This window comes from Aquabacterium sp., from assembly GCF_044226965.1.
Lineage (GTDB): Bacteria > Pseudomonadota > Gammaproteobacteria > Burkholderiales > Burkholderiaceae_C > Pseudaquabacterium.
On the sequence record NZ_JBGAGA010000023.1, the window covers coordinates 1 to 17,764 of the forward strand.

Annotated in this window: 19 protein-coding genes; 3 read left to right on the forward strand and 16 right to left on the reverse strand. The window is 70.4% G+C overall.

Going from position 1 to position 17,764, the window contains the following annotated elements; translation table 11 throughout:
• Both ACILR4_RS12440 and ACILR4_RS12445 read right to left on the reverse strand, forming a co-directional pair.
• Positions 1 to 473, reverse strand: a 473-nt coding sequence (locus ACILR4_RS12440; protein ID WP_395701175.1) for a LysR family transcriptional regulator, incomplete at its 3' end; no start/stop codon positions are given.
• A 49-nt stretch (positions 474 to 522) separates the two neighbouring features.
• Positions 523 to 1,197, reverse strand: a complete 675-nt coding sequence (locus ACILR4_RS12445) for an Asp/Glu/hydantoin racemase (protein WP_395701176.1) — start codon at positions 1,195 to 1,197, stop codon at positions 523 to 525.
• A 100-nt stretch (positions 1,198 to 1,297) separates the two neighbouring features.
• Between ACILR4_RS12445 and ACILR4_RS12450 the strand changes: the two genes are divergently transcribed.
• From ACILR4_RS12450 to ACILR4_RS12460, 3 genes are all read left to right on the forward strand, one after another.
• Positions 1,298 to 1,747 (forward strand): CopD family protein, encoded by a 450-nt coding sequence (locus ACILR4_RS12450; RefSeq protein WP_395701177.1) that lies wholly within the window; start codon positions 1,298 to 1,300, stop codon positions 1,745 to 1,747.
• 83 nt (positions 1,748 to 1,830) lie between these two features.
• Entirely contained in the window at positions 1,831 to 2,244 is a 414-nt protein-coding gene (locus ACILR4_RS12455) for a hypothetical protein (RefSeq protein WP_395701178.1), read from the forward strand.
• A 16-nt stretch (positions 2,245 to 2,260) separates the two neighbouring features.
• Positions 2,261 to 2,974: an alpha/beta fold hydrolase gene (locus ACILR4_RS12460; protein ID WP_395701179.1), complete on the forward strand. Its 714-nt coding sequence runs from the start codon at positions 2,261 to 2,263 to the stop codon at positions 2,972 to 2,974.
• Here ACILR4_RS12460 and ACILR4_RS12465 read toward each other — a convergent pair.
• The 14 genes from ACILR4_RS12465 to ACILR4_RS12530 all read right to left on the reverse strand — a co-directional run bounded on the left by ACILR4_RS12465 (position 2,937) and on the right by ACILR4_RS12530 (position 17,759).
• On the reverse strand, positions 2,937 to 3,587 hold the full coding sequence (locus ACILR4_RS12465) for a PEP-CTERM sorting domain-containing protein (protein WP_395701180.1): 651 nt from the start codon (positions 3,585 to 3,587) through the stop codon (positions 2,937 to 2,939). The genes ACILR4_RS12460 and ACILR4_RS12465 overlap by 38 nt on opposite strands.
• A gap of 85 nt (positions 3,588 to 3,672) precedes the next feature.
• Positions 3,673 to 4,650 (reverse strand): ABC transporter ATP-binding protein, encoded by a 978-nt coding sequence (locus tag ACILR4_RS12470; RefSeq protein WP_395701181.1) that lies wholly within the window; start codon positions 4,648 to 4,650, stop codon positions 3,673 to 3,675.
• Between the two features lie 4 nt (positions 4,651 to 4,654).
• Entirely contained in the window at positions 4,655 to 5,632 is a 978-nt protein-coding gene (locus ACILR4_RS12475; protein WP_395701182.1) for an ABC transporter ATP-binding protein, read from the reverse strand.
• Positions 5,632 to 6,564, reverse strand: a complete 933-nt coding sequence (locus tag ACILR4_RS12480) for an ABC transporter permease (protein WP_395701183.1) — start codon at positions 6,562 to 6,564, stop codon at positions 5,632 to 5,634. Before ACILR4_RS12480 ends, ACILR4_RS12475 begins: the two co-directional genes overlap by 1 nt.
• Positions 6,530 to 7,489 carry an ABC transporter permease gene (locus tag ACILR4_RS12485; RefSeq protein ID WP_395701184.1) on the reverse strand — a complete coding sequence of 320 codons (960 nt, stop codon included), beginning with the start codon at positions 7,487 to 7,489 and terminating at the stop codon, positions 6,530 to 6,532. The genes ACILR4_RS12480 and ACILR4_RS12485 overlap by 35 nt, the downstream gene beginning before the upstream one ends.
• Before the next feature lie 105 nt (positions 7,490 to 7,594).
• Positions 7,595 to 9,385: a peptide ABC transporter substrate-binding protein gene (locus tag ACILR4_RS12490; protein WP_395701185.1), complete on the reverse strand. Its 1,791-nt coding sequence runs from the start codon at positions 9,383 to 9,385 to the stop codon at positions 7,595 to 7,597.
• A 212-nt stretch (positions 9,386 to 9,597) separates the two neighbouring features.
• Positions 9,598 to 10,893: a PepSY domain-containing protein gene (locus tag ACILR4_RS12495; RefSeq protein WP_395701186.1), complete on the reverse strand. Its 1,296-nt coding sequence runs from the start codon at positions 10,891 to 10,893 to the stop codon at positions 9,598 to 9,600.
• Between the two features lie 3 nt (positions 10,894 to 10,896).
• Positions 10,897 to 12,105 (reverse strand): hypothetical protein, encoded by a 1,209-nt coding sequence (locus ACILR4_RS12500; RefSeq protein ID WP_395701187.1) that lies wholly within the window; start codon positions 12,103 to 12,105, stop codon positions 10,897 to 10,899.
• A gap of 28 nt (positions 12,106 to 12,133) precedes the next feature.
• The gene (locus tag ACILR4_RS12505) at positions 12,134 to 12,685 is read right to left on the reverse strand and encodes a hypothetical protein (RefSeq protein ID WP_395701188.1); all 552 of its coding nucleotides are present in this window, start codon (positions 12,683 to 12,685) and stop codon (positions 12,134 to 12,136) included.
• Positions 12,685 to 13,398, reverse strand: coding sequence for a carboxypeptidase-like regulatory domain-containing protein (locus ACILR4_RS12510; protein WP_395701189.1), 714 nt, complete (start codon positions 13,396 to 13,398; stop codon positions 12,685 to 12,687). The genes ACILR4_RS12505 and ACILR4_RS12510 overlap by 1 nt, the downstream gene beginning before the upstream one ends.
• Positions 13,399 to 13,511: 113 nt before the next feature.
• Positions 13,512 to 14,039, reverse strand: a complete 528-nt coding sequence (locus ACILR4_RS12515; RefSeq protein ID WP_395701190.1) for an NADH-quinone oxidoreductase subunit B family protein — start codon at positions 14,037 to 14,039, stop codon at positions 13,512 to 13,514.
• A gap of 7 nt (positions 14,040 to 14,046) precedes the next feature.
• Positions 14,047 to 15,621, reverse strand: coding sequence for a Ni,Fe-hydrogenase III large subunit (locus ACILR4_RS12520; protein ID WP_395701191.1), 1,575 nt, complete (start codon positions 15,619 to 15,621; stop codon positions 14,047 to 14,049).
• 4 nt (positions 15,622 to 15,625) lie between these two features.
• Positions 15,626 to 17,107 carry a hydrogenase 4 subunit F gene (locus ACILR4_RS12525; protein ID WP_395701192.1) on the reverse strand — a complete coding sequence of 494 codons (1,482 nt, stop codon included), beginning with the start codon at positions 17,105 to 17,107 and terminating at the stop codon, positions 15,626 to 15,628.
• On the reverse strand, positions 17,100 to 17,759 hold the full coding sequence (locus ACILR4_RS12530; RefSeq protein ID WP_395701193.1) for a formate hydrogenlyase: 660 nt from the start codon (positions 17,757 to 17,759) through the stop codon (positions 17,100 to 17,102). The genes ACILR4_RS12525 and ACILR4_RS12530 overlap by 8 nt, the downstream gene beginning before the upstream one ends.
• Positions 17,760 to 17,764 lie beyond the last annotated feature (5 nt).

The window sequence follows — 17,764 nt, forward strand, 5'->3', positions numbered from 1 at the left end:
TTCTCGGTGCGCACCAGGCCGGCGACGATGCCGATGTTGGTCTGCCCGTCGGTCACCGCGCGGATGATGTCGTTGGACAGTCGCTCGCGCAGGTCGATGTTCACGTCCGGGTGCGCCAGCAGGTAGCTGCGCAGCACCGGCGGCAGGAACTCGCCGAGCGCGGTGGTGTTGGCGAACACGCGCAGGTGGCCCTTCACGCCCTTGGCGTATTCCTGCAGGTCGCCGCGCAGGTGCTCGATCTGGCCCAGCACCGCACGCGCATGCAGCACGAAGGCCTGGCCCGGCGGTGTCAGGGTCACGCCCTGGCTGGTGCGGTACAGCAGCTTGGTGCCGATGCTCTCCTCGAGGTTCTTGATGCGCGTGCTGGCCGCCGGCAGCGAGATGTGCGAAGCCTCGGCGCCACGCGTGAGGCTGTTGGCTTCGGCGATGTGCACCATCAGGCGCATGTCGACCAGGTCGAAGTGCATGGACATGATGGGCCGATTGTGGCGCCCGCGCCGGCCCTTGGCCGCGGCACGCGCCTCAGCGCCGCAGGGCCGCGACGATGGCCTGCACCCCGAGCGGCGGGCTGGCCAGCACCTCGGTGCCCAGGTCCGCCAGCAGCGGCACGGCCTCGGCCATCGAGGCCTGGGCCAGCACCACCGCGCTGAAGCCCTGCGGCGCGGCGGCCGCCATCGCCTGGCGCACCGATGCGGCCGCGGTCTGCAGGTAGGCCGCGGTGTCGCCGCGCTCGAACAGCGGCCAGGCCCCGGCCACCAGGTGCTCGGTGGGCTGGACGTCGACGCCGAGCGCCCGGGCCGATTCGTCGATGAGCTCGCGCGTCGGCGCCAGCGTGCTGCGCAGCGCGGCCACCAGCAGCAGCCGCGGGCCCCGGCGCACGGCGCGGTCGGCCATCGCGCGGTCTATGCGCATGGCCTCGAAGCGGCCGCCGGTGGGCGTGCGCTCGGCCGCGCCGCCGATCGTCGAGCAGGTGCAGACGACCAGGCGCGCCGCATGCGCAGCGGCCGCGGCCTGCATCGCCGCGTGCACGCGCTGCACGATCGCGGGTGCGTCGGCGCCCTGGTGCTGCGCATCGGCGAGCAGGGCTTCGTCGACGACGTGGGCGGCCGCGCGGTCGGGGTCGGCCTGCTGCAGCAGCTGCGTGAAGCGCGACACGTGCACCGGTGAGGTGTGCAGGAAGACGAGGTCGGCGGGCATCGTGCCAGTGTGCCGCAGTGCCCGGGCGTCTGGGCGCTGCCGGTGCGGGCCTGGCCGCGGCGGCTGTGGCATGCTGGCACGCCACTCGCCGCACCCCGCCATGCTCCGCCAAACCCTGCTGCTGCTGCACTTGCTGTCCGCCATCACCTGGCTGGGCGGCATGTTCTTCGCGTACTTCTGCCTGCGGCCGGCCGCGGTGCAGGTGCTGGCACCGCCGCAGCGGCTGCCGCTGTGGGTGGCCACCTTCGATCGCTTCCTGCGCTACATGGCGCTGGCGGTGCTGCTGCTGCTGGCCACCGGCACGACGATGTTCGTGCAGGTCGGCGTCGCCAACGCGCCGCCGGGCTGGCATGCGATGGCCACGCTGGGCGTGATCATGGCCGCGGTGTATGCCTACCTCTACGCGGCGTTGTTCCCGAAGCTGCGCGCGCACTGCGAAGCGGCGGCCTGGCCAGCAGCGGCGCAGGTGCTCAACCGCATGCGGCAGGGGGTGGCGCTGAACCTCGTGCTGGGCGGGCTGGTGGTGCTGGCGGCCGTCTCGGCGCGCTGATCCGGACGCGCTGGGTGATGAATCCTTTCGCGCCGTCTTCCGCCCCCGTGGGCCATCCGTCGGCCCGAGCGCTGCCGCGTCCTTTGGCCGTCAGCCGTTCGGTCGCGCTGGTGCTGGCCTCGCTGGTGCTGGGCCTGGCGCAGCTGCTGCCGGCGGTGCACGGCCTGCGGCCGGGCGAAGAGGCGGTGCCGCTGTGGTTCACGCTGGCGATGGTGGGCGTGTTCGGCGGGCTGACGGTGTGGCTGGCCGGCAAGATGTATGCCGGCCGCAACTGGTCGCGCTGGGCGATGCTGGCCTACCTGGGCGTGGGCTGGGTGTTCGCGCTGGAAGGCCTGGTGGACGACTTCAGCTACTCGTCGCTGGCCGGGCCGCTGAACCTGGTGGGCATCGCGCTGGAGGTGGCGGCGATGTGGCTGGTGTTCCAGGGGCCGGGTCGGGCCTGGTACGGGGCCCTGCGGGCGCAGCGGGCGGCATCATCCGCCCGTCGGGCCGATTGAAACGGGAGAGCGAGCGATGGCGACGAGCGTGGTGCTGGTGCATGGCGCCTGGGGTGGGGCCTGGATCTGGCGGCCGGTGCTGCCGGCCTTGCGTGCGGCCGGTCACGAGGTGCATGCCGTCACGCTGACCGGCGATGGCGAGCGGGCCCACCTGCGCCATGCCGGCATCACGCTGCAGACGCACATCCGCGACGTGGTGGGCCTGGTCGAGGCCGAGGAGCTGCAGGACATCGCGCTGGTCGGCCACAGCTACGGTGGCCAGGTGATCACCGGCGCGGCCGATGCGCTGGCCGGCCGCGTGAAGCAGCTGGTGTACGTGGACGCGATGGTGCCGCTGCCGGGCGAAGGCTGGGGCATCAACCATGCGCCGGAGGTGGTGGCCGCGCGCCAGGCCGCGGCCAGGGCCAACGACAACGCGCTGCCGCCGCCCGACCCGGCGGACTTCGGCTTGAGTGGCGCCGAACGCGACTGGCTGCTGCGGCGCCAGGTGCCGCACCCGTTCGGGCCTTACCGCGAGCCGATGCCCTTCGACTTCGACCGCTGGCGCGCGTTGCCCCGGGCCTTCATCGACTGCAACAGCCCGGCCTATCCCACCATCGCCGGCTCGCGCCAGCGCGTGCGCGAGCAGGGCGACTGGACGCTCGTCGAGCTGCCGACCGGGCACTGCCCGATGGCCTCGATGCCGGCGCGCTTCAGCGCGGTGCTGCTGGAACTGCTGCGGGCGGGTTGATCGCGCGCTGCCCGGCGCGGCGTCGCGCCAAGGACCAGGCCAGGAGCCCGCCCAGGACGACCAGCGAACCGGTCGCGGGCTCAGGCACCGCGAGGGACCCCCGGGTCACCCCGGCAAACTCTTCGTACTGGAAGTTGTCGACCTCGAACCAGTTCGAGCCGCCGGGTGAGCCGAAACCGCCAACCCCCGTGATGAGAGGAATGGTGCCCGTGCCGAAGTCGAAGTCCGACGGTCTGAACGTCAGGTCCAGCATCACTTCGTGATTGATGCCGAGCCCGGTGTTGAACCGAAGGTTCCATGCCCCCGTATCGGCGTCGAAGAAACTGCTGGCCACCGACGAATGTGGCGCGCCGGCCGCGCTGGACCATTCGAACTGAACGGCATTGTTCTCGACGGCGGTGATGATGAATTCGCCGATGCCTGTCGCTGCGGCGTCGAAGACAAAGTAGCCGAGCAGGCTGCCGCTGCCGCCGAATCGACCGGTCTGGTAGTTGCCGGTGATCGTCTGGACGTCCGTCAGCTGGTATCGAACGGGGGCCGCCACGGCCGCTGCGCTCAGCAGCAGCGGCGCCAGGCAGGCCGAGGCCAGTTTCGCGGCGAAATGGTTGAGCATCACGAACCTCCCGCAATGAAAGCTGAGCTCTTTCGACGCTAGCACCCAGGCGGATGCCGGCATTGCGTTCGGTCAATGCGCCGTGTCAGCTACGCAGGTGGCACGACACCCACTGCCCTTCGCCCACCTGCTTGAGCTCGGGCCGCTGGACGTCGCACAGGCCCTTCTGCGCGATCGGGCAGCGGGTGTGGAAGTGGCAGCCCGCCGGCGGGTGGATGGGGCTGGGCACGTCGCCCTGCAGGCGGATGCGCTGACGCTTGAGCGTCGGGTCGGGGATCGGCACCGCCGACAGCAGCGCCTCGGTGTAGGGGTGGCGCGGCGTGGTGTAGAGCTCGCGGCTGGTGGCCAGCTCGACGATGCGGCCCAGGTACATCACCGCGACGCGGTTGGCGATGTGCTCGACCACCGAGAGGTCGTGCGCGATGAAGATGTAGGTCAGGCCGAACTGCTGCTGCAGGTCCTGCAAGAGGTTGATGACCTGGGCCTGGATCGACACGTCCAGCGCCGACACCGCCTCGTCGCAGACCAGCAGCTTGGGGTTGACCGCCAATGCGCGGGCGATGCCGATGCGCTGGCGCTGGCCGCCGGAGAACTCGTGCGGATAACGCCGCATGTGATCGGCGTTCAACCCCACGGTTTCCAGCAGATGGGCCACGCGCTGCTCGATCTCGGCACCCTTGGCCAGGCCGTGGATCACCAGGCCTTCGCCGACGATCGCGCCCACCGTCATGCGCGGGTTCAGCGATGCGAAGGGGTCCTGGAAGATGATCTGCATGTCGCGCGCCAGGCCGCGCAGCTCGGTCTTGTTCAGGCCGGTGATCTCGCGCCCTTCGAACCACACCTGGCCCGAGGTGGGCTCGATCAGCCGCAGGATGCAGCGCCCGGTGGTGCTCTTGCCGCAGCCCGACTCGCCGACGACGCCCAGCGTCTCGCCGGCCTCGACGCTGAAGCTCACGCCGTCCACCGCATGCAGCTTCTCGACGCTGCGCTGCAGGAAGCCGCCCTTGATGTTGAAGTGCTTGACGAGCTTGTCGACCTTCAGCAGAGGAGGGTTGGTCGTCATGGTGTCAGGCGCTGATGTCGAAGAAGCAGGCCACCTTGTGGCCGGGGGAGACTTCGCGCAGCGGCGGGTCGGCTTCGCTGCACGAGGACTTGGCGTGCTTGCAGCGGCCGGCGAAGCGGCAGCCGGGCTTGGGCGCGATCAGCTTGGGCACGCTGCCGGGAATGGCTTCGAGCCGCGTCTTCTTCGCGACGCTTGTGTCGATGCGCGGGATCGAGCGGATCAGGCCCTGCGAGTACGGATGCCGCGGGTGCGCGAACAGCTCGACCACCGGCGCTTCCTCCACCACCTTGCCGGCGTACATCACGACCACGCGCTGCGCCACCTCGGCCACCACGCCCATCGCGTGGGTGATCAGCATCACCGCCATGCCCATCTCGGCCTTCAGCTCGGCCAGCAGGTCGAGGATCTGCGCCTGGATGGTGACGTCCAGCGCGGTGGTGGGCTCGTCGGCGATCAGCAGCTTCGGGCGGCAGGACAGCGCCATCGCGATCATCACGCGCTGGCGCATGCCCCCGGAGAACTGGTGCGGGTAGTCGTCGACGCGGCGCTCGGCCATCGGGATGTGCACGCGGCGCAGCATCTCGATCGCGCGCTCGCGCGCCTGCGGCTTGCTCAGGCCCTCGTGCAGGCGCAGGCCTTCGCCGATCTGCTCGCCAACGGTGTACACCGGGTTCAGCGAGGTCATCGGCTCCTGGAAGACGATGGCGATCTCCTTCATGCGGATCGCGCGCATCTCTTCGGCCGACAGCGGCACCAGGTCGCGGCCCTGCCACAGCATGCGGCCGGCGACGATGCGGCCCGGCGGCATCGGCAGCAGCTTGAGCACCGACATCGCGGTGACCGACTTGCCGCAGCCCGATTCGCCGACCACGCACACCGTCTCGCCGGCATTGACGCTGATGTCGACGCCGTCGACCGCATGCAGCCAGCCGTCGTCGGTCTTGAAGTGGGTCTTCAGACCCTGGATCTCGAGCAGGGCCATCACAGGACGCGGCGTGGGTCCAGCGCATCGCGCAGGCCGTCGCCGATGAAGTTGATCGTCAGCACGGTGATGAAGATCGCCGCGCCGGGGAACATCGCCCAGTGCGCGGCGATGTCGAGGTAGTCTTTCGCGTCGAACAGGATGCGGCCCCAGGTGGGAATGTCGGGCGGGAAGCCCAGGCCCAGGAAGGACAGCGTGCTCTCGGCGATGATGGCCGCGGCCACGTCGATGGTGCCGGCCACGATCACCGGGCCCAGCGAGTTGGGCAGGATGTGCCGCATCACCTGGCGCGGCACCGAGGCGCCGAGCGCGCGCGCGGCCTCGACGAATTCCTTCTCGCGCAGGCTGAAGAACTGCGCGCGCACCAGGCGCGCCACCGGCATCCAGCGGAAGCCGCCGATCACCAGCACGATCAGGATGAACACGCCCACCTCGGGGCCGAAGGTGTTCTTCAGGATGTCGCGGAACAGGTAGATCAGCAGCAGCAGCAGCGGCAGCTGCGGCAGCGAGAGGAACAGGTCGGTCAGCCACATCAGCGCGGCATCGACCGCACCGCGCGAGATGCCGGCCAGTGCGCCGATGATCACGCCCACGGTCAGCGCCATCAGCATCGCGGCCAGGCCCACGGCCAGCGAGATGCGGCCGCCGTAGATCATGCGCGCCAGCAGGTCGCGGCCGAGGTCGTCGGTGCCGAAGGGGTGCGTGGCCGAGGGCGGGGCCAGGCGGGAGCGGAAGTCGATATCGCTGACGGTGAGCGGCCACAGCCAGGGCCCGGCCACCACGAACAGGACCAGCAGGGCCAGCACGAACAGGCTCACCAGCGCCAGCCTGTGGCGCCGGAAGCGCCGCCAGGCCTCGGCCCAGGGCGAGGTGCTGCTGCTGCGCCGCGGCGCCGCGTCAGCGGAAGGAGATGCGAGGGTCGAGCCAGCCATACAGCAGGTCCGCAATCAGGTTGAAGAGGATCACCAGGCAGGCGAACACGAAGGTCACCGCCATGATCACCGGCGTGTCGTTGCGCAGGATGGCGTCGATCAGCAGGCTGCCGATGCCGGGGATGCGGAAGATCTGCTCGGTGACGATGGCGCCGCCGAACACCGCCGGCATCTGCAGCGCCACCAGCGTGACCACCGGGATCAGCGCGTTGCGCACCACGTGCTTGATGACCACCATGCGCTCCTGCAGGCCCTTGCTGCGCGCGGTGGTGACGAAGTCCAGCCGCACCACGTCCAGCACGGCCGAACGCACGTAGCGCGTCCAGCTGGCGCCCTGGAACAGCCCGAGCACGGTGACCGGCATGATCGACTGCTTGATGTGCTCCCACCACCACTGCCAGCCGGTGGACGACAGGTCGGCGCGGAACACGAAGGGCAGCCAGTCGAGCTTGATCGAGAACACCAGGATCAGCAGCACGCCGGTGAAGAAGGTGGGCAGCGAGAAGCCGACGAAGGCCAGCGTGCTGGCGATGCGGTCGAACCACGAGTAGGGCTTGACGGCGGAGTACACCCCCACCGGCAGCGCCACGCACAGCGCCAGCAGCTGCGAGGCGCCGATGACGGCCAGCGTGACCGGCATGCGCTGCAGGATGAGCGTGTCGACATTGACGCGGCTGATGAACGAGAAGCCCCAGTCGCCATGCAGCATGGCCAGCAGCCAGTGGAAGTAGCGCTGCCACACGGGGTCGTCAAGGCCGAACTTCTGGCGCAGCGAGGCCACCACCTCGGGCGGCACGTTGGGGTTCTGCACCAGCTCGGAGAAGGGGTCGCCCGGGGCCAGCGCGAACACGGTGAACAGCACCGCGCTGATGCCCAGCAGGCTGGGCAGCGCGATCAACAGGCGGCGAAGGATGTAGGCACCCAAGGCAAGGGCTCTTGTGGTCGAGGCAGGGTGGAAGGGCCGCAGCCGGCGCGCCGCGCCGCCGGCTGCGGGATCAGGGGCGACGGGCGCGGCGGTGCCGGCCGGACATCAGGCGTCGCGGTACCAGTTGTGCAGCTGGGAGAAGTCCAGGTCCCAGCCGGTCAGCGGGTTCACCAGCTTCAGGGCCGAGCCGCGCACGCGCGGGCGGCTGATCAGCGGCACGATGTAGCCGTCCTTGATGACGAGGTCGTTCATCTGGATGAACAGCGCCGCGCGCTTGACCGGGTCGAGCTCGGCCTCGCCCATGGCGTAGAGCTTGTCGTACTCGGGGTTGCGGTAGCGGCAGATGTTGCGGCCCTGCCATTTGTTGGCCTTGGACGAGACCTCGCTGGTGCGGTACTGGTCCATGAAGCGCTCGGCATCGGGCTGCGTCATCGTGGTGGTGTACATCTGCATGTCGCAGTAGAACTTGCCGTAGGTGTCCGGGTTGGCCACGTCCGACGAGAAGAACACCGAGGCGGTGACGGACTTCAGTTCCAGGTCGATGCCGGCCTTCTGGCAGGCCTGCTTGATGATGGCCTGCTCCTTCTGCCGGATGCCGTTGATCGAGGTCTGGAAGACGAACTTCATCTTCTTGCCGCCTTTTTCGCGGATGCCGTCGGAGCCCTTCTTCCAGCCCGCGGCGTCGAGGATGGCGTTGGCCTTGTCGACGTTGAACTCGAACCTGTTGTTCGGCGACTTGAAGCGCGGCGGGTTGTTCAGGAAGATGCCGGTGGCCACGCCGGTGCGGCCGTAGACGAATTCCTGGATGCCCTGGCGGTCGGCCAGCAGCGCCATCGCCTCGCGCACCTTCGGGTCGGTGAACGCGAAGTGCGTGGTCTTGATGCTGGAGCGCTCGCCATCGACCTCGGTGTTGGGGTCGGTGGGGTTGAGCTGGATGAACTCGATGTCGCCGGAAGCCACGATCTGCGCGCGGCCCTTGCCGCCGGCTTCCATGCGCTTGAGCACCTCGTCCTCGACCTGCAGGTTCCAGGCGTAGTCGTATTCGCCGGTCTGCAGCACGGCGCGGGCGGCCGAGGTGGCGTCACCGCCGCCCTTCATCTCGATCGCGTCGAAGTAGGGCCGGTTCGGGATGTGGTAGTTGGTGTTGATCTCGCCGCGCACCATGTCGCCGGGCTTGAAGTCGACGAACTTGTAGGGGCCGGTGCCCACCGGCTTGAGGTTGGTGGGCGCCTCGCGCGACTTGGCGCCGATGTAGTCGGCGAACAGGTGCTTCGGGATGATCATGCCCTCGGCCGCGCAGAAGGCGGTGGCCCAGAACGGCGTGGGCTTGGAGAAGCTGACCTTGATGGTGTGCGAATCGATCTTCTCGACCTTGACGTCCTTGTAGACGCCGCTGGTCACCGCCGCGGTGGCGGGGTCGGTGACGAACTGCCAGGTGAACACGCAGTCGTCGGCGCTGAAGGGCTTGCCGTCGTGCCAGGTGACGCCCTTCTTGAGCTTCCAGGTCACGCTCTTGCCGTCGGCCGAGAGGCCGCCGTTCTCGCGGCTGGGGATCTCGGCGGCGAGGATGGGCACCAGGTTGCCGTCGTTGTCCCACACGGCCAGCGGCTCGTAGAAGATGCGCGAGCCTTCCTGGTCCTTCGTGCCGTTGGCGAAGTGCGGCTGCAGCAGCGTGGCGCCCTGCCACCACAGGGTCTTGAGCGTGCCGCCGCCACCGCGCTTGGTGGGCTTGTAGGCCGGCGCGGGCTGGGCCTGCGCGATGCCGGCGCTCATCAGCAGCATCGAGGCCATCGGTACGGTGAGGCCGGCGCCCACCATCTTCTGGATGAAGCCGCGGCGCGGCAGCGTCCCTTCGCGCACTTCTTCGATCAGGGTGCGCAGTTCCTTCTCTTGCATGCTTGTTCTCCAGGCGGGGTCAGCGGGATGGGCGCAAGCCTCGTGGGCTGGCGAAATCATGCTATCGCCTGGACACGAAGCGCCCATCAGGGTACGCACCGAGAGCACGCAATACTCGCGCCAACCAGGCCCTGGCAAATACCCGCGGTAGGGCCCTGAACGGCCGCCGCCCTTCGGGATTGCACGGATGCCGGGCACCGGCGGCGGGCGGGCTACCAGCCGGTGACGCGCACCACCTCACCGCTGCGGCAGTCCACCGCCAGCTCGGTGAAGCCCATGCCGCCGGCCTCGCGGTAGCCCACGCGCCACACCGGCACGTCGCGCACCGCCGGGGGCTCGCGTTCCTCGTCGGCCAGCTCGATGACGCTGCGGCCGATGATGCGGCCGGGGCCGTCGCTGGCCTGGCCATGCGCGGCCGCCGCGGCGGCCAGGGCCTGGGCCTCGCTGATGCGCGGTGGCGCCAGCAGCGCGGGGTCGATCGGCCGCCACTTGCGCGACATCGAGAACACCGCGCCGGTGCTGGCGTTCAGCAGCACGGTGGCCTGGTCGCCCTCGATGTTGAAGCCGCCCTCCATGTGCCACCAGTGCACGGTGGCCTTCTGTTCGCCGCCGATGTCGCCGAAGGTCACCTGCGGCCCGGCCAGCCCGGGGCCCGGCTGCAGGTGCGGCTGCGCCAGCTGCGTGGCCTGCGCGGCGCTGATGCGCTGCTGCGGTGCATCGGCCTGCAGCGCCTCGCAGTACCAGCTCTGCAGGTGGCCGTCGTGCGGCGCCAGGCTCACGTCCACCGTGGAGTACTGGCGCCACAGCGGGAACTGCAGCACCGCGCGGCCGGCGCCGTCGCGCACGGCGTCGCCGGGCCGGAACTGGAAGATCTCGCGCAGCAGCGCCATCGCCTCGGCATCGGCGCGCGGCGCCAGCGCGCTCTCCAGCAGCTGCCAGGCCTGGGCCAGGCCGGCCTCGCGCAGCGCGGCTTCCTGCGCGCTGGCACCCGGCCCCAGGTTCAGCGGCGTCGGCGTGCCCTGCGGAAGCGGCAGCACGCAGATCACCTCGCCGCTGGTGTGGTTGAGCCACACGTCGCGCTGCGTCAGCGCGTCGGCGACCTCGCCGAAGCGCAGCACGCTGCAGGAACGCTTCGCGTCCAGCGGCTGCGCGCGCAGGCCCATCACCGGCAGGTCGGGGCCGATCTGCGGCAGCGCGCGGGCCTTGGCGATCAACTGGTCGTCGGACAGCTGGCGGTCGGCGCTGTCGTTCTTGCGCTTGTCGACCAGCCAGCCCAGCACGCGCGCCGGGTCGTCGGCATCGAGCACGACGGCCACCGTGGTCACCCGTTGCAGCAGGCGCAGGTGGTGCTGGCACTGGTGGCGGAACTGGCTCCAGGCCAGGCGCTGGTGCAGCAGCTCGGCGACCACTGTCTCGCCCAGGGCGGCAGCGCCCAGGCGCTCGGCGAAGGCGGTGGCCTGCGCGGCCAGTTGCGCGCGGCGGGCAGGATCGATCGTCGGTTCGGCCATGGTTCAGAACAGGTCGGCCAGCTTGCGGCCGAGGTTGCGCACCTTGGAGCCCAGGCCCAGGTATTTGCCGAAGATGCTGGGCTCGAGCTTGGTCTCCCAGGTGCTCTGCAGGCCGCTGAACACGTCGGGGATCTTGTCCGGGTTGCAGTTGTGGGTCTGGGCCCAGGTGTCGAAGAAGCTCTTGGCGTAGTCGCGCGCCCAGTCGCAGCGGGTGGACTTCTTGAAGCCCACCGCGTACTTCGTCCCGCGGCCGATGTAGGCGTCGTACAGGCTGGTCTCGAAGGCGCCGCCGCAGCACACCGAGAACATCAGGTACTTCGGCGTGGTGGGGCACACCGCGCTGTCGGCCACGTGGGTGCTGTCCATGAACGAGGCCGAGCCCGCTGGCTGCCAGCCGCCGATGCAGTGCGTGCTGCGCGGGCTGCCGCTGCAGCCCACGGTGGAGCAGCAGGTCCAGCGGCCGAACTCGGCGTCGGACCCCGTGGGCTGCGGGATGCCCGCGGCCACCTGCGCCGGCGTCAGCGGATTGGCCGGCAGGCCGTCCCACATGGCCAGGCAGGTGCGGCACATCACCGCACCATGGCCGGTGTAGACGAAGGTGTAGCTGTTGGTCATCTTCTCGCCAAAGCCGGCGAAGCCGGTGCTGTTGGCGTTGAAGGTCCAGGTGTGCGCCAGGTCGTCGCCGCTGGTGAAGGCGCCGCGGAAGTTCGCGCCCTCGGTGAGGCGGAAGGCCTGGTAGATGTTGTTGGGGTTGGCGGCGTTGTTGTCGCTGTTGTCCAGCGCCTGCACATGCCAGCGCCGCACCAGCAGCGACTTCGGCACCTTCTTCTCGACGCCGGAGATCGTGCAGTAGAAGTCGTAGCGCAGCTTGTCGTAGGGGTCGTAGATCTCGTTGTCGAGCGTGAACTGCTGCGGCGGGCGCTTGCCGTCGGCCTGCACCACCTGGCCGGCCTTCAGCGAGACCTCGGGCACCTCGACCTTGGCCACGGACTTGCCGTTCCAGGCCTTGGTGACGCGCAAGGGCGACTTGGCCTTGTTCTTCGGGATGGTGGCGTCGACCACCATCTCGGCCACCACGTCGCCGGGCTGCAGCACGTTCTTCGGGATCACCCAGTCGCGGCTCCACTTCAGCGTGAACTGCGGGTCGAGCACGGTGAACTTGTGCTCCTTGTCGGTGGGCGAGGTGATGGATTTGGGAGGGGCGGTGGCCATCGGGGCGCCTCGGGGCGGATGCTTCGAATCAGGGGCGGGCCGGCGGCGCCGCGAGCAGGCGCTGCAGCACCGTGCGCTTGTCCGCCGGAAAGTCGATGCCGTGGGCCTGCGCCTCGTGCAGCTCGCGCGCGGTCAGCGTCAGCACCACGCCGGCCCGCACCGAGACCACGGTGGTGAAGCCGTCGGCACCGCCTTCGTTGCAGTGGGCGCAGCGCAGCGGGCGGTTGAACCACACGCTGTGGATGAAGGGTCGGCCACCGTTGTCATAACGCGCCATCAGCGCATCCACCGACGCGGGCTTGTCGGGGCCGGCGGGCATGGCGCGCCAGGTGGCGGCGAAGCGCTCGGCCACCGTCGCGCCGCGCGCCGGGTACCAGGCGTCGGGCAGCGGCAGCTGCTTCAGCGCCAGCACCTGTGCGGCCAGGCGCGCGGCCGGGCTCTCGGCCGGGTTATCGGCCGAGCTGGTGGCAGGCGGCGGCGCAGCGCTGCTCACGGCCGCACCTTGCGCGGCCGGGCCCGCCGCGCAGGGCAGCGCCCCGGCCAGTGCAGCAAGCAGCAGCAGGGTGGCCGCATCACGCATCAGCCCTTCTTCCACTCGTCGTCGTCCAGCTCGGGGAACGACACCTGGCAGGGCCCGGGCGGGATGCCGTCCAGCCGCACGCGGCCCTTCTTGTCGGTGGTGCCGGTGTGGCGCGCCTTGTCCGGCGTGATGATCTCGCAGGCGCGGTTGGGCACCGGCTTGCCGCGCTCGTCCAGCAGCACCACCTCGATCCAGTGCGTGGTGTCGTCGGCCTTCGGCGGCGGCGCCGGGCCGTCGCCCTTGGGCTTCTTCGGCGGCTGCGCGCCGCGCCCGGGCATCGGCCGCAGGAACAGCAGCAGCGCGCCGGCCAGCAGCTGCGCCTGCAACCACTCGGCCAGGTCCAGCGGGTCGCCGCCATCGCGCAGCGCCACCAGGCGGGCGATGGCCTCGGGGTAGGCCAGCAGTTCCAGCGTCAGCATGCGCGCCTGCGGCGCGCTGGTGACCTCGATGCGCTGCTCGGTGGCCAGCGCGGCGTTGTCCGGCGCGCGGTTGCGCGCGATGCGCAGCTGGCGCGGGAAGCGCTCGATCCGGCCGCCGGCGCCATCGGGCAGCGCCAGCAGGATGTCGATCCACTCGGGGCCGGGCAGCGGCGCGGGCGGCGCATCGGGCAGCACCGGTCCGGGCAGGCGCAGCGCGAAAGGCGGCGTGGCCTCGTCGAGCAGCCTCGAAGGCTGCTCGGCACCTGTCGGAATGGGCCGTCTCGAACCCGCCACCTGCATCGCTCCTGCGGCCGCAGGCCGCGTCGTGATCGTCGATGGCCGGGGATGTTAGCGCCGGGGGTGTCGGCCCGGGGGTGACGTTCGGCCAATGGCGGGCGGCGGCCGCATCACCGGCGCGGCGCGCCGGCATCGCGCTTCACGACACCGAGGATGCCGCGCAGGATCTCGATCGGCGGCGGCGGGCAGCCGGGCACGGCCAGGTCCACCGGGATGACCTCGGCCACGCGCCCGCAGCTGGCATAGCTCTCGCCGAACAGGCCGCCGGTGCAGCCGCAGTCGCCGACGGCGACCACCAGCCGCGGCTCGGGCGTGGCGTCGTAGGTGCGCCGCAGCGCCTCGGCCATGTGGCGCGAGACCGGGCCGGTCACCAGCAGCAGGTCGGCATGGCGCGGGCTGGCGACGAAGCGGATGCCCAGGCCTTCGAGGTTGTAGTAGGGGTTGTTGAGCGCGTGGATCTCGAGCTCGCAGCCGTTGCACGAGCCCGCGTCCACCGCGCGAATGGCCAGCGCCTGGCCCAGCGTGGCGAGGATCTCGTCGTGGATGCGGCCGGCCTCGGCCCGCAGGGCCTCGTCCACGCGCGGTGGCGGCTCGCTGACGATGCCGGTGCGGGTGATCTGACGCAGGATGTGCCACATGGCCGGATCAGAGGTCGTGCCCCGAGTAGCTGAGGTTGAAGGACTTGTTGATGAGCGGGAAGTCCGGAACGATGTTGCCGATCACCGCGTGCTCCAGCACCGGCCAGTTCTGCCACGAAGGGTCGTGCGGATGGCAGCGCAGCACGCGACCGTCCGGCCCGAGCTCCAGCGCCAGCGTGACCTCGCCGCGCCAGCCTTCCACCCAGCCCAGGCCGCGCCGGTGCTCGGCGGGCAGCCGCGGCTCGCTGCGCACCGGGCCCATCGGCAGGCGGGCGCAGAGTTCGCGGATCAGCCGCAGCGATTCGAACACCTCGTCGAAACGCAGCGCCACGCGGGCGGCCACGTCGCCGGCGCCCTGCACGCTCATCTTGGGCGTCAGCAGCCGGTACGGTTCGAACGAGGGCGCCACGCGCGCGTCCTGCGCCACGCCACTGGCGCGCGCGGCCAGCCCGGTCAGGCCCAGCCGCAGCGCCAGCTCGCGCGGCACGCGGCCGGTGGTCATGAAGCGGTCCTGCAGGCCGGCGTGCTCGTCGTAGATGCCGCGCAGCGTGCGCACCTCGCGCTCGATGCCGTCGCACTGGCGGCGCAGCGCGTCACGCGCGGGCAGGTCGATGTCGGTGGCCACGCCGCCGGGCACCACGCGGTCCATCAGCAGGCGGTGGCCGAAGAGCTCGTGCGACAGGCGCTGCCAGTCCTCGCGCAGCCGCGAGAACTGCGCCAGGCCGAAGGCCAGCGCGGCGTCGTTGCCCAGCGCGCCGAGGTCGCCCAGGTGGTTGGCGACGCGCTCGCGCTCGAGCAGCAGCGCGCGCAGCCAGGCGGCGCGCTCGGGCAGTTCGATGCCGGCGGCCGATTCCAGCGCCATGCAGTAGGCCCAGGCATGGGCCACGGTGGAGTCGCCGCTGACGCGCCCGGCCAGGCGGTGGCCTTCCAGCGCGGGCAGGGTGGTGAAGCGGCGCTCGATGCCCTTGTGCACGTAGCCCAGGCGCTGCTCGAGCCGCAGCACCTTCTCGCCCACCACCGAGAAGCGGAAGTGGCCCGGCTCGATGATGCCGGCATGCACCGGGCCGACCGCGATCTCGTGCACGCCGTCGCCCTCCACGCGCACGAACGGGTAGTCCGCCGGCAGGGTCTGCGCCTCGGCGCCGCGCGGCGTGGCATCGGCCGCCAGCGGCGGGCCGTCGCGCCACAGCCCGTGGTCGAGCCACGGCCGCCGGTCGCGTGCGCCCTCGGCCTGCGTGCCGCTCAGGTCGGCCGCGGCGCGCTGCAGGCGCGGCGCGCAGGCGAAGCTGGGCGCCAGGTCGGGGTAGGGCTGGTCGGCCGCCAGCGGCAGCGCGATCCACACCAGGCCGAAGTCGCCGCCGAGCACGGCGTTGATCGTGGCGCTGGCCGGGGTGTTGGTCGGGGCTTCGGCGGCGGCCGCCGGCGCGGGCAGCCGCGTGGCCCACAGCGCGACCAGCCGCCCGCCGGCCGCGGCGACCCTGCTGGCGCTGGCCGACCAGGCCGCGCGGTCCACCGCGGCATGCCAGATCGGCAGCGGCGCGCTCAGGCGCGCGGCGTCCAGGCCCAGGCTGCTGATCGGCATGGCCTCAGCCTCCCAGCATGGCCGCCGCCTGCCGGTACCAGGCGTCGAGGTAGGGTGGGATGTACAGGCCCAGCATCAGGCCCAGGCCCAGGTGCACGAACACCGGGATCAGCGCGGGCGGATGCGCCAGCGGCTTCAGCACGGTGTCGCCGAACACCATCGGCTGCACGCGGCTGAACACCGAGGCGAAGGCCAGGCCCAGCGCGATCAGCAGGAAGGGCGTGGCCCAGGGGTGCTCGCGCATCGCGGTGGTGACGATGAGGAACTCGCTGGCGAAGACGCCGAAGGGCGGCATGCCCAGGATGGCCAGCGCGCCCAGCATCAGGCCCCAGCCCACCGTCGGGCTGACGCGGATGAGGCCGCGGATCTCGTCCATGATCTGAGAGCCGGCCTTCTGCGTGGCATGGCCGACCGCGAAGAAGATGGCCGACTTGATCAGCGAGTGCACGGTCATGTGCAGCAGCCCGGCAAAGCTGGCGATCGGCCCGCCCATGCCGAAGGCGAAGGTCATCAGGCCCATGTGCTCGATCGACGAGTACGCGAACATGCGCTTGACGTCGCGCTGGCGGATGATGAAGAACACCGCCGCCACCACCGAGACCAGGCCGAAGCCCATCATCAGCGCGCCGGTGAGCGCGTTGCCGCCCAGCGCGCCGTCGGTCAGCACCTTGCAGCGCAGCACCGCGTACAGCGCCACGTTCAGCAGCAGGCCCGAGAGCACCGCCGACACCGGGGTGGGACCTTCGGCATGCGCGTCGGGCAGCCAGTTGTGCACCGGCACCAGGCCCACCTTGGTGCCGTAGCCGATGAACAGGAAGGCCCAGGCCAGCGTGATGATGTGCGGGTCGAGCCGGGCCTTCACCGCGTCCAGGTTGGTCCACAGCAGCGCGCCGCCGGATCCGCCCATCTCGGGGCCGATCACCTTCTCGGCGGCCATGTACAGCAGCACGGTGCCGAACAGCGCCTGCGCGATGCCCACGCCGCAGAGGATGAAGTACTTCCACGCCGCCTCCAGGCTGGCCGCGCTGCGGTACACGCTGACCAGCAGCACGGTGGACAGCGTGGCCGCCTCCATCGCCACCCACACGATGCCGAGGTTGTTGGTCGTCAGCGCCAGCAGCATCGTGAAGTTGAACAGCTGGTACATGCTGTGGTACAGGCGCAGCCGCGGCGGCGTCATCTTGCCGTGGTCGCGTTCCACCCGCATGTAGGGGCGCGAGAAGATCGAGGTGGTGAGCCCGACGAAGGCGGTGAGCGTGACCAGGAAGACGTTCAGCGCGTCGATGTAGAAGTGGCGGTCCCACAGCAGCAGCGGCCCCTGGCCGATCACTTCGGCCGTCAGCACGCAGGCACAGGCGAAGGTGGTGGCGCTGAAGGCGACGTTGATGTCGCGCGCGCCGTCGCGGTGCCCGAACAGCCCGAGCACGACGCCGCCCAGCAGCGGCACGGCCAGCAGGAATGCCAGGGCGAGCAGGGGGTCAGTCATCCTTCAGCTTCTCGAGGTGGCGGATGTCCAGGCTGTCGAACTGCTCGCGGATCTGGAACATGAACACGCCCAGGATCAGCACGCCGATCAGCACGTCCAGCGCGATGCCCAGCTCCACGATCATCGGCATGCCGTAGGTGGCCGAGGTGGCGGCGAAGAACAGGCCGTTCTCCATCGACAGGAAGCCGATCACCTGCGGCACCGCCTTGGCGCGGGTGATCATCATCAGGAACGACAGCATCACGCAGGCCAGCGCGATGCCCAGCGTGCCGCTGGCCAGCGTGTGCGACAGGCGCGAGATCGGCAGCGCCAGGTTGAAGGCGAAGATCACCACGCCGATGCCGATGAGCATGGTGGTGGGGATGTTGATCAGGCTCTCCAGCTCCCAGCGGATGTCCAGGCGCCGCACCACGCGGTGCAGCAGCCAGGGGATCAGCAGCACCTTCAGCAGGAAGGTCACGCCCGCCGACAGGTACAGGTGCGGCTGGTGCGTGACGTAGCCCACCACCACCGTGGCCAGCACCAGCGTGGCACCCTGCATCGTGAACAGGTGGATCAGCGACAGGATGCGCCGCTGCGCGATCATCGCGAAGGCCAGGATCAGCAGCAGCGCGCCGAGCAGGTTGACGAACTGGGTGAGCAGCGCGGTCATGGTCT

Bases quoted from the DNA above. Each gene is read 5' to 3' on its own strand.
- ACILR4_RS12445 (WP_395701176.1), bottom strand. From the start codon at position 1,197: ATGCCCGCCGACCTCGTCTTCCTGCACACCTCACCGGTGCACGTGTCG.
- ACILR4_RS12450 (WP_395701177.1), top strand. From the start codon at position 1,298: ATGCTCCGCCAAACCCTGCTGCTGCTGCACTTGCTGTCCGCCATCACC.
- ACILR4_RS12460 (WP_395701179.1), top strand. From the start codon at position 2,261: ATGGCGACGAGCGTGGTGCTGGTGCATGGCGCCTGGGGTGGGGCCTGG.
- ACILR4_RS12465 (WP_395701180.1), bottom strand. From the start codon at position 3,587: ATGCTCAACCATTTCGCCGCGAAACTGGCCTCGGCCTGCCTGGCGCCG.
- ACILR4_RS12470 (WP_395701181.1), bottom strand. From the start codon at position 4,650: ATGACGACCAACCCTCCTCTGCTGAAGGTCGACAAGCTCGTCAAGCAC.
- ACILR4_RS12475 (WP_395701182.1), bottom strand. From the start codon at position 5,632: ATGGCCCTGCTCGAGATCCAGGGTCTGAAGACCCACTTCAAGACCGAC.
- ACILR4_RS12480 (WP_395701183.1), bottom strand. From the start codon at position 6,564: ATGGCTGGCTCGACCCTCGCATCTCCTTCCGCTGACGCGGCGCCGCGG.
- ACILR4_RS12490 (WP_395701185.1), bottom strand. From the start codon at position 9,385: ATGCAAGAGAAGGAACTGCGCACCCTGATCGAAGAAGTGCGCGAAGGG.
- ACILR4_RS12495 (WP_395701186.1), bottom strand. From the start codon at position 10,893: ATGGCCGAACCGACGATCGATCCTGCCCGCCGCGCGCAACTGGCCGCG.
- ACILR4_RS12500 (WP_395701187.1), bottom strand. From the start codon at position 12,105: ATGGCCACCGCCCCTCCCAAATCCATCACCTCGCCCACCGACAAGGAG.
- ACILR4_RS12505 (WP_395701188.1), bottom strand. From the start codon at position 12,685: ATGCGTGATGCGGCCACCCTGCTGCTGCTTGCTGCACTGGCCGGGGCG.
- ACILR4_RS12515 (WP_395701190.1), bottom strand. From the start codon at position 14,039: ATGTGGCACATCCTGCGTCAGATCACCCGCACCGGCATCGTCAGCGAG.
- ACILR4_RS12520 (WP_395701191.1), bottom strand. From the start codon at position 15,621: ATGCCGATCAGCAGCCTGGGCCTGGACGCCGCGCGCCTGAGCGCGCCG.
- ACILR4_RS12525 (WP_395701192.1), bottom strand. From the start codon at position 17,107: ATGACTGACCCCCTGCTCGCCCTGGCATTCCTGCTGGCCGTGCCGCTG.
- ACILR4_RS12530 (WP_395701193.1), bottom strand. From the start codon at position 17,759: ATGACCGCGCTGCTCACCCAGTTCGTCAACCTGCTCGGCGCGCTGCTG.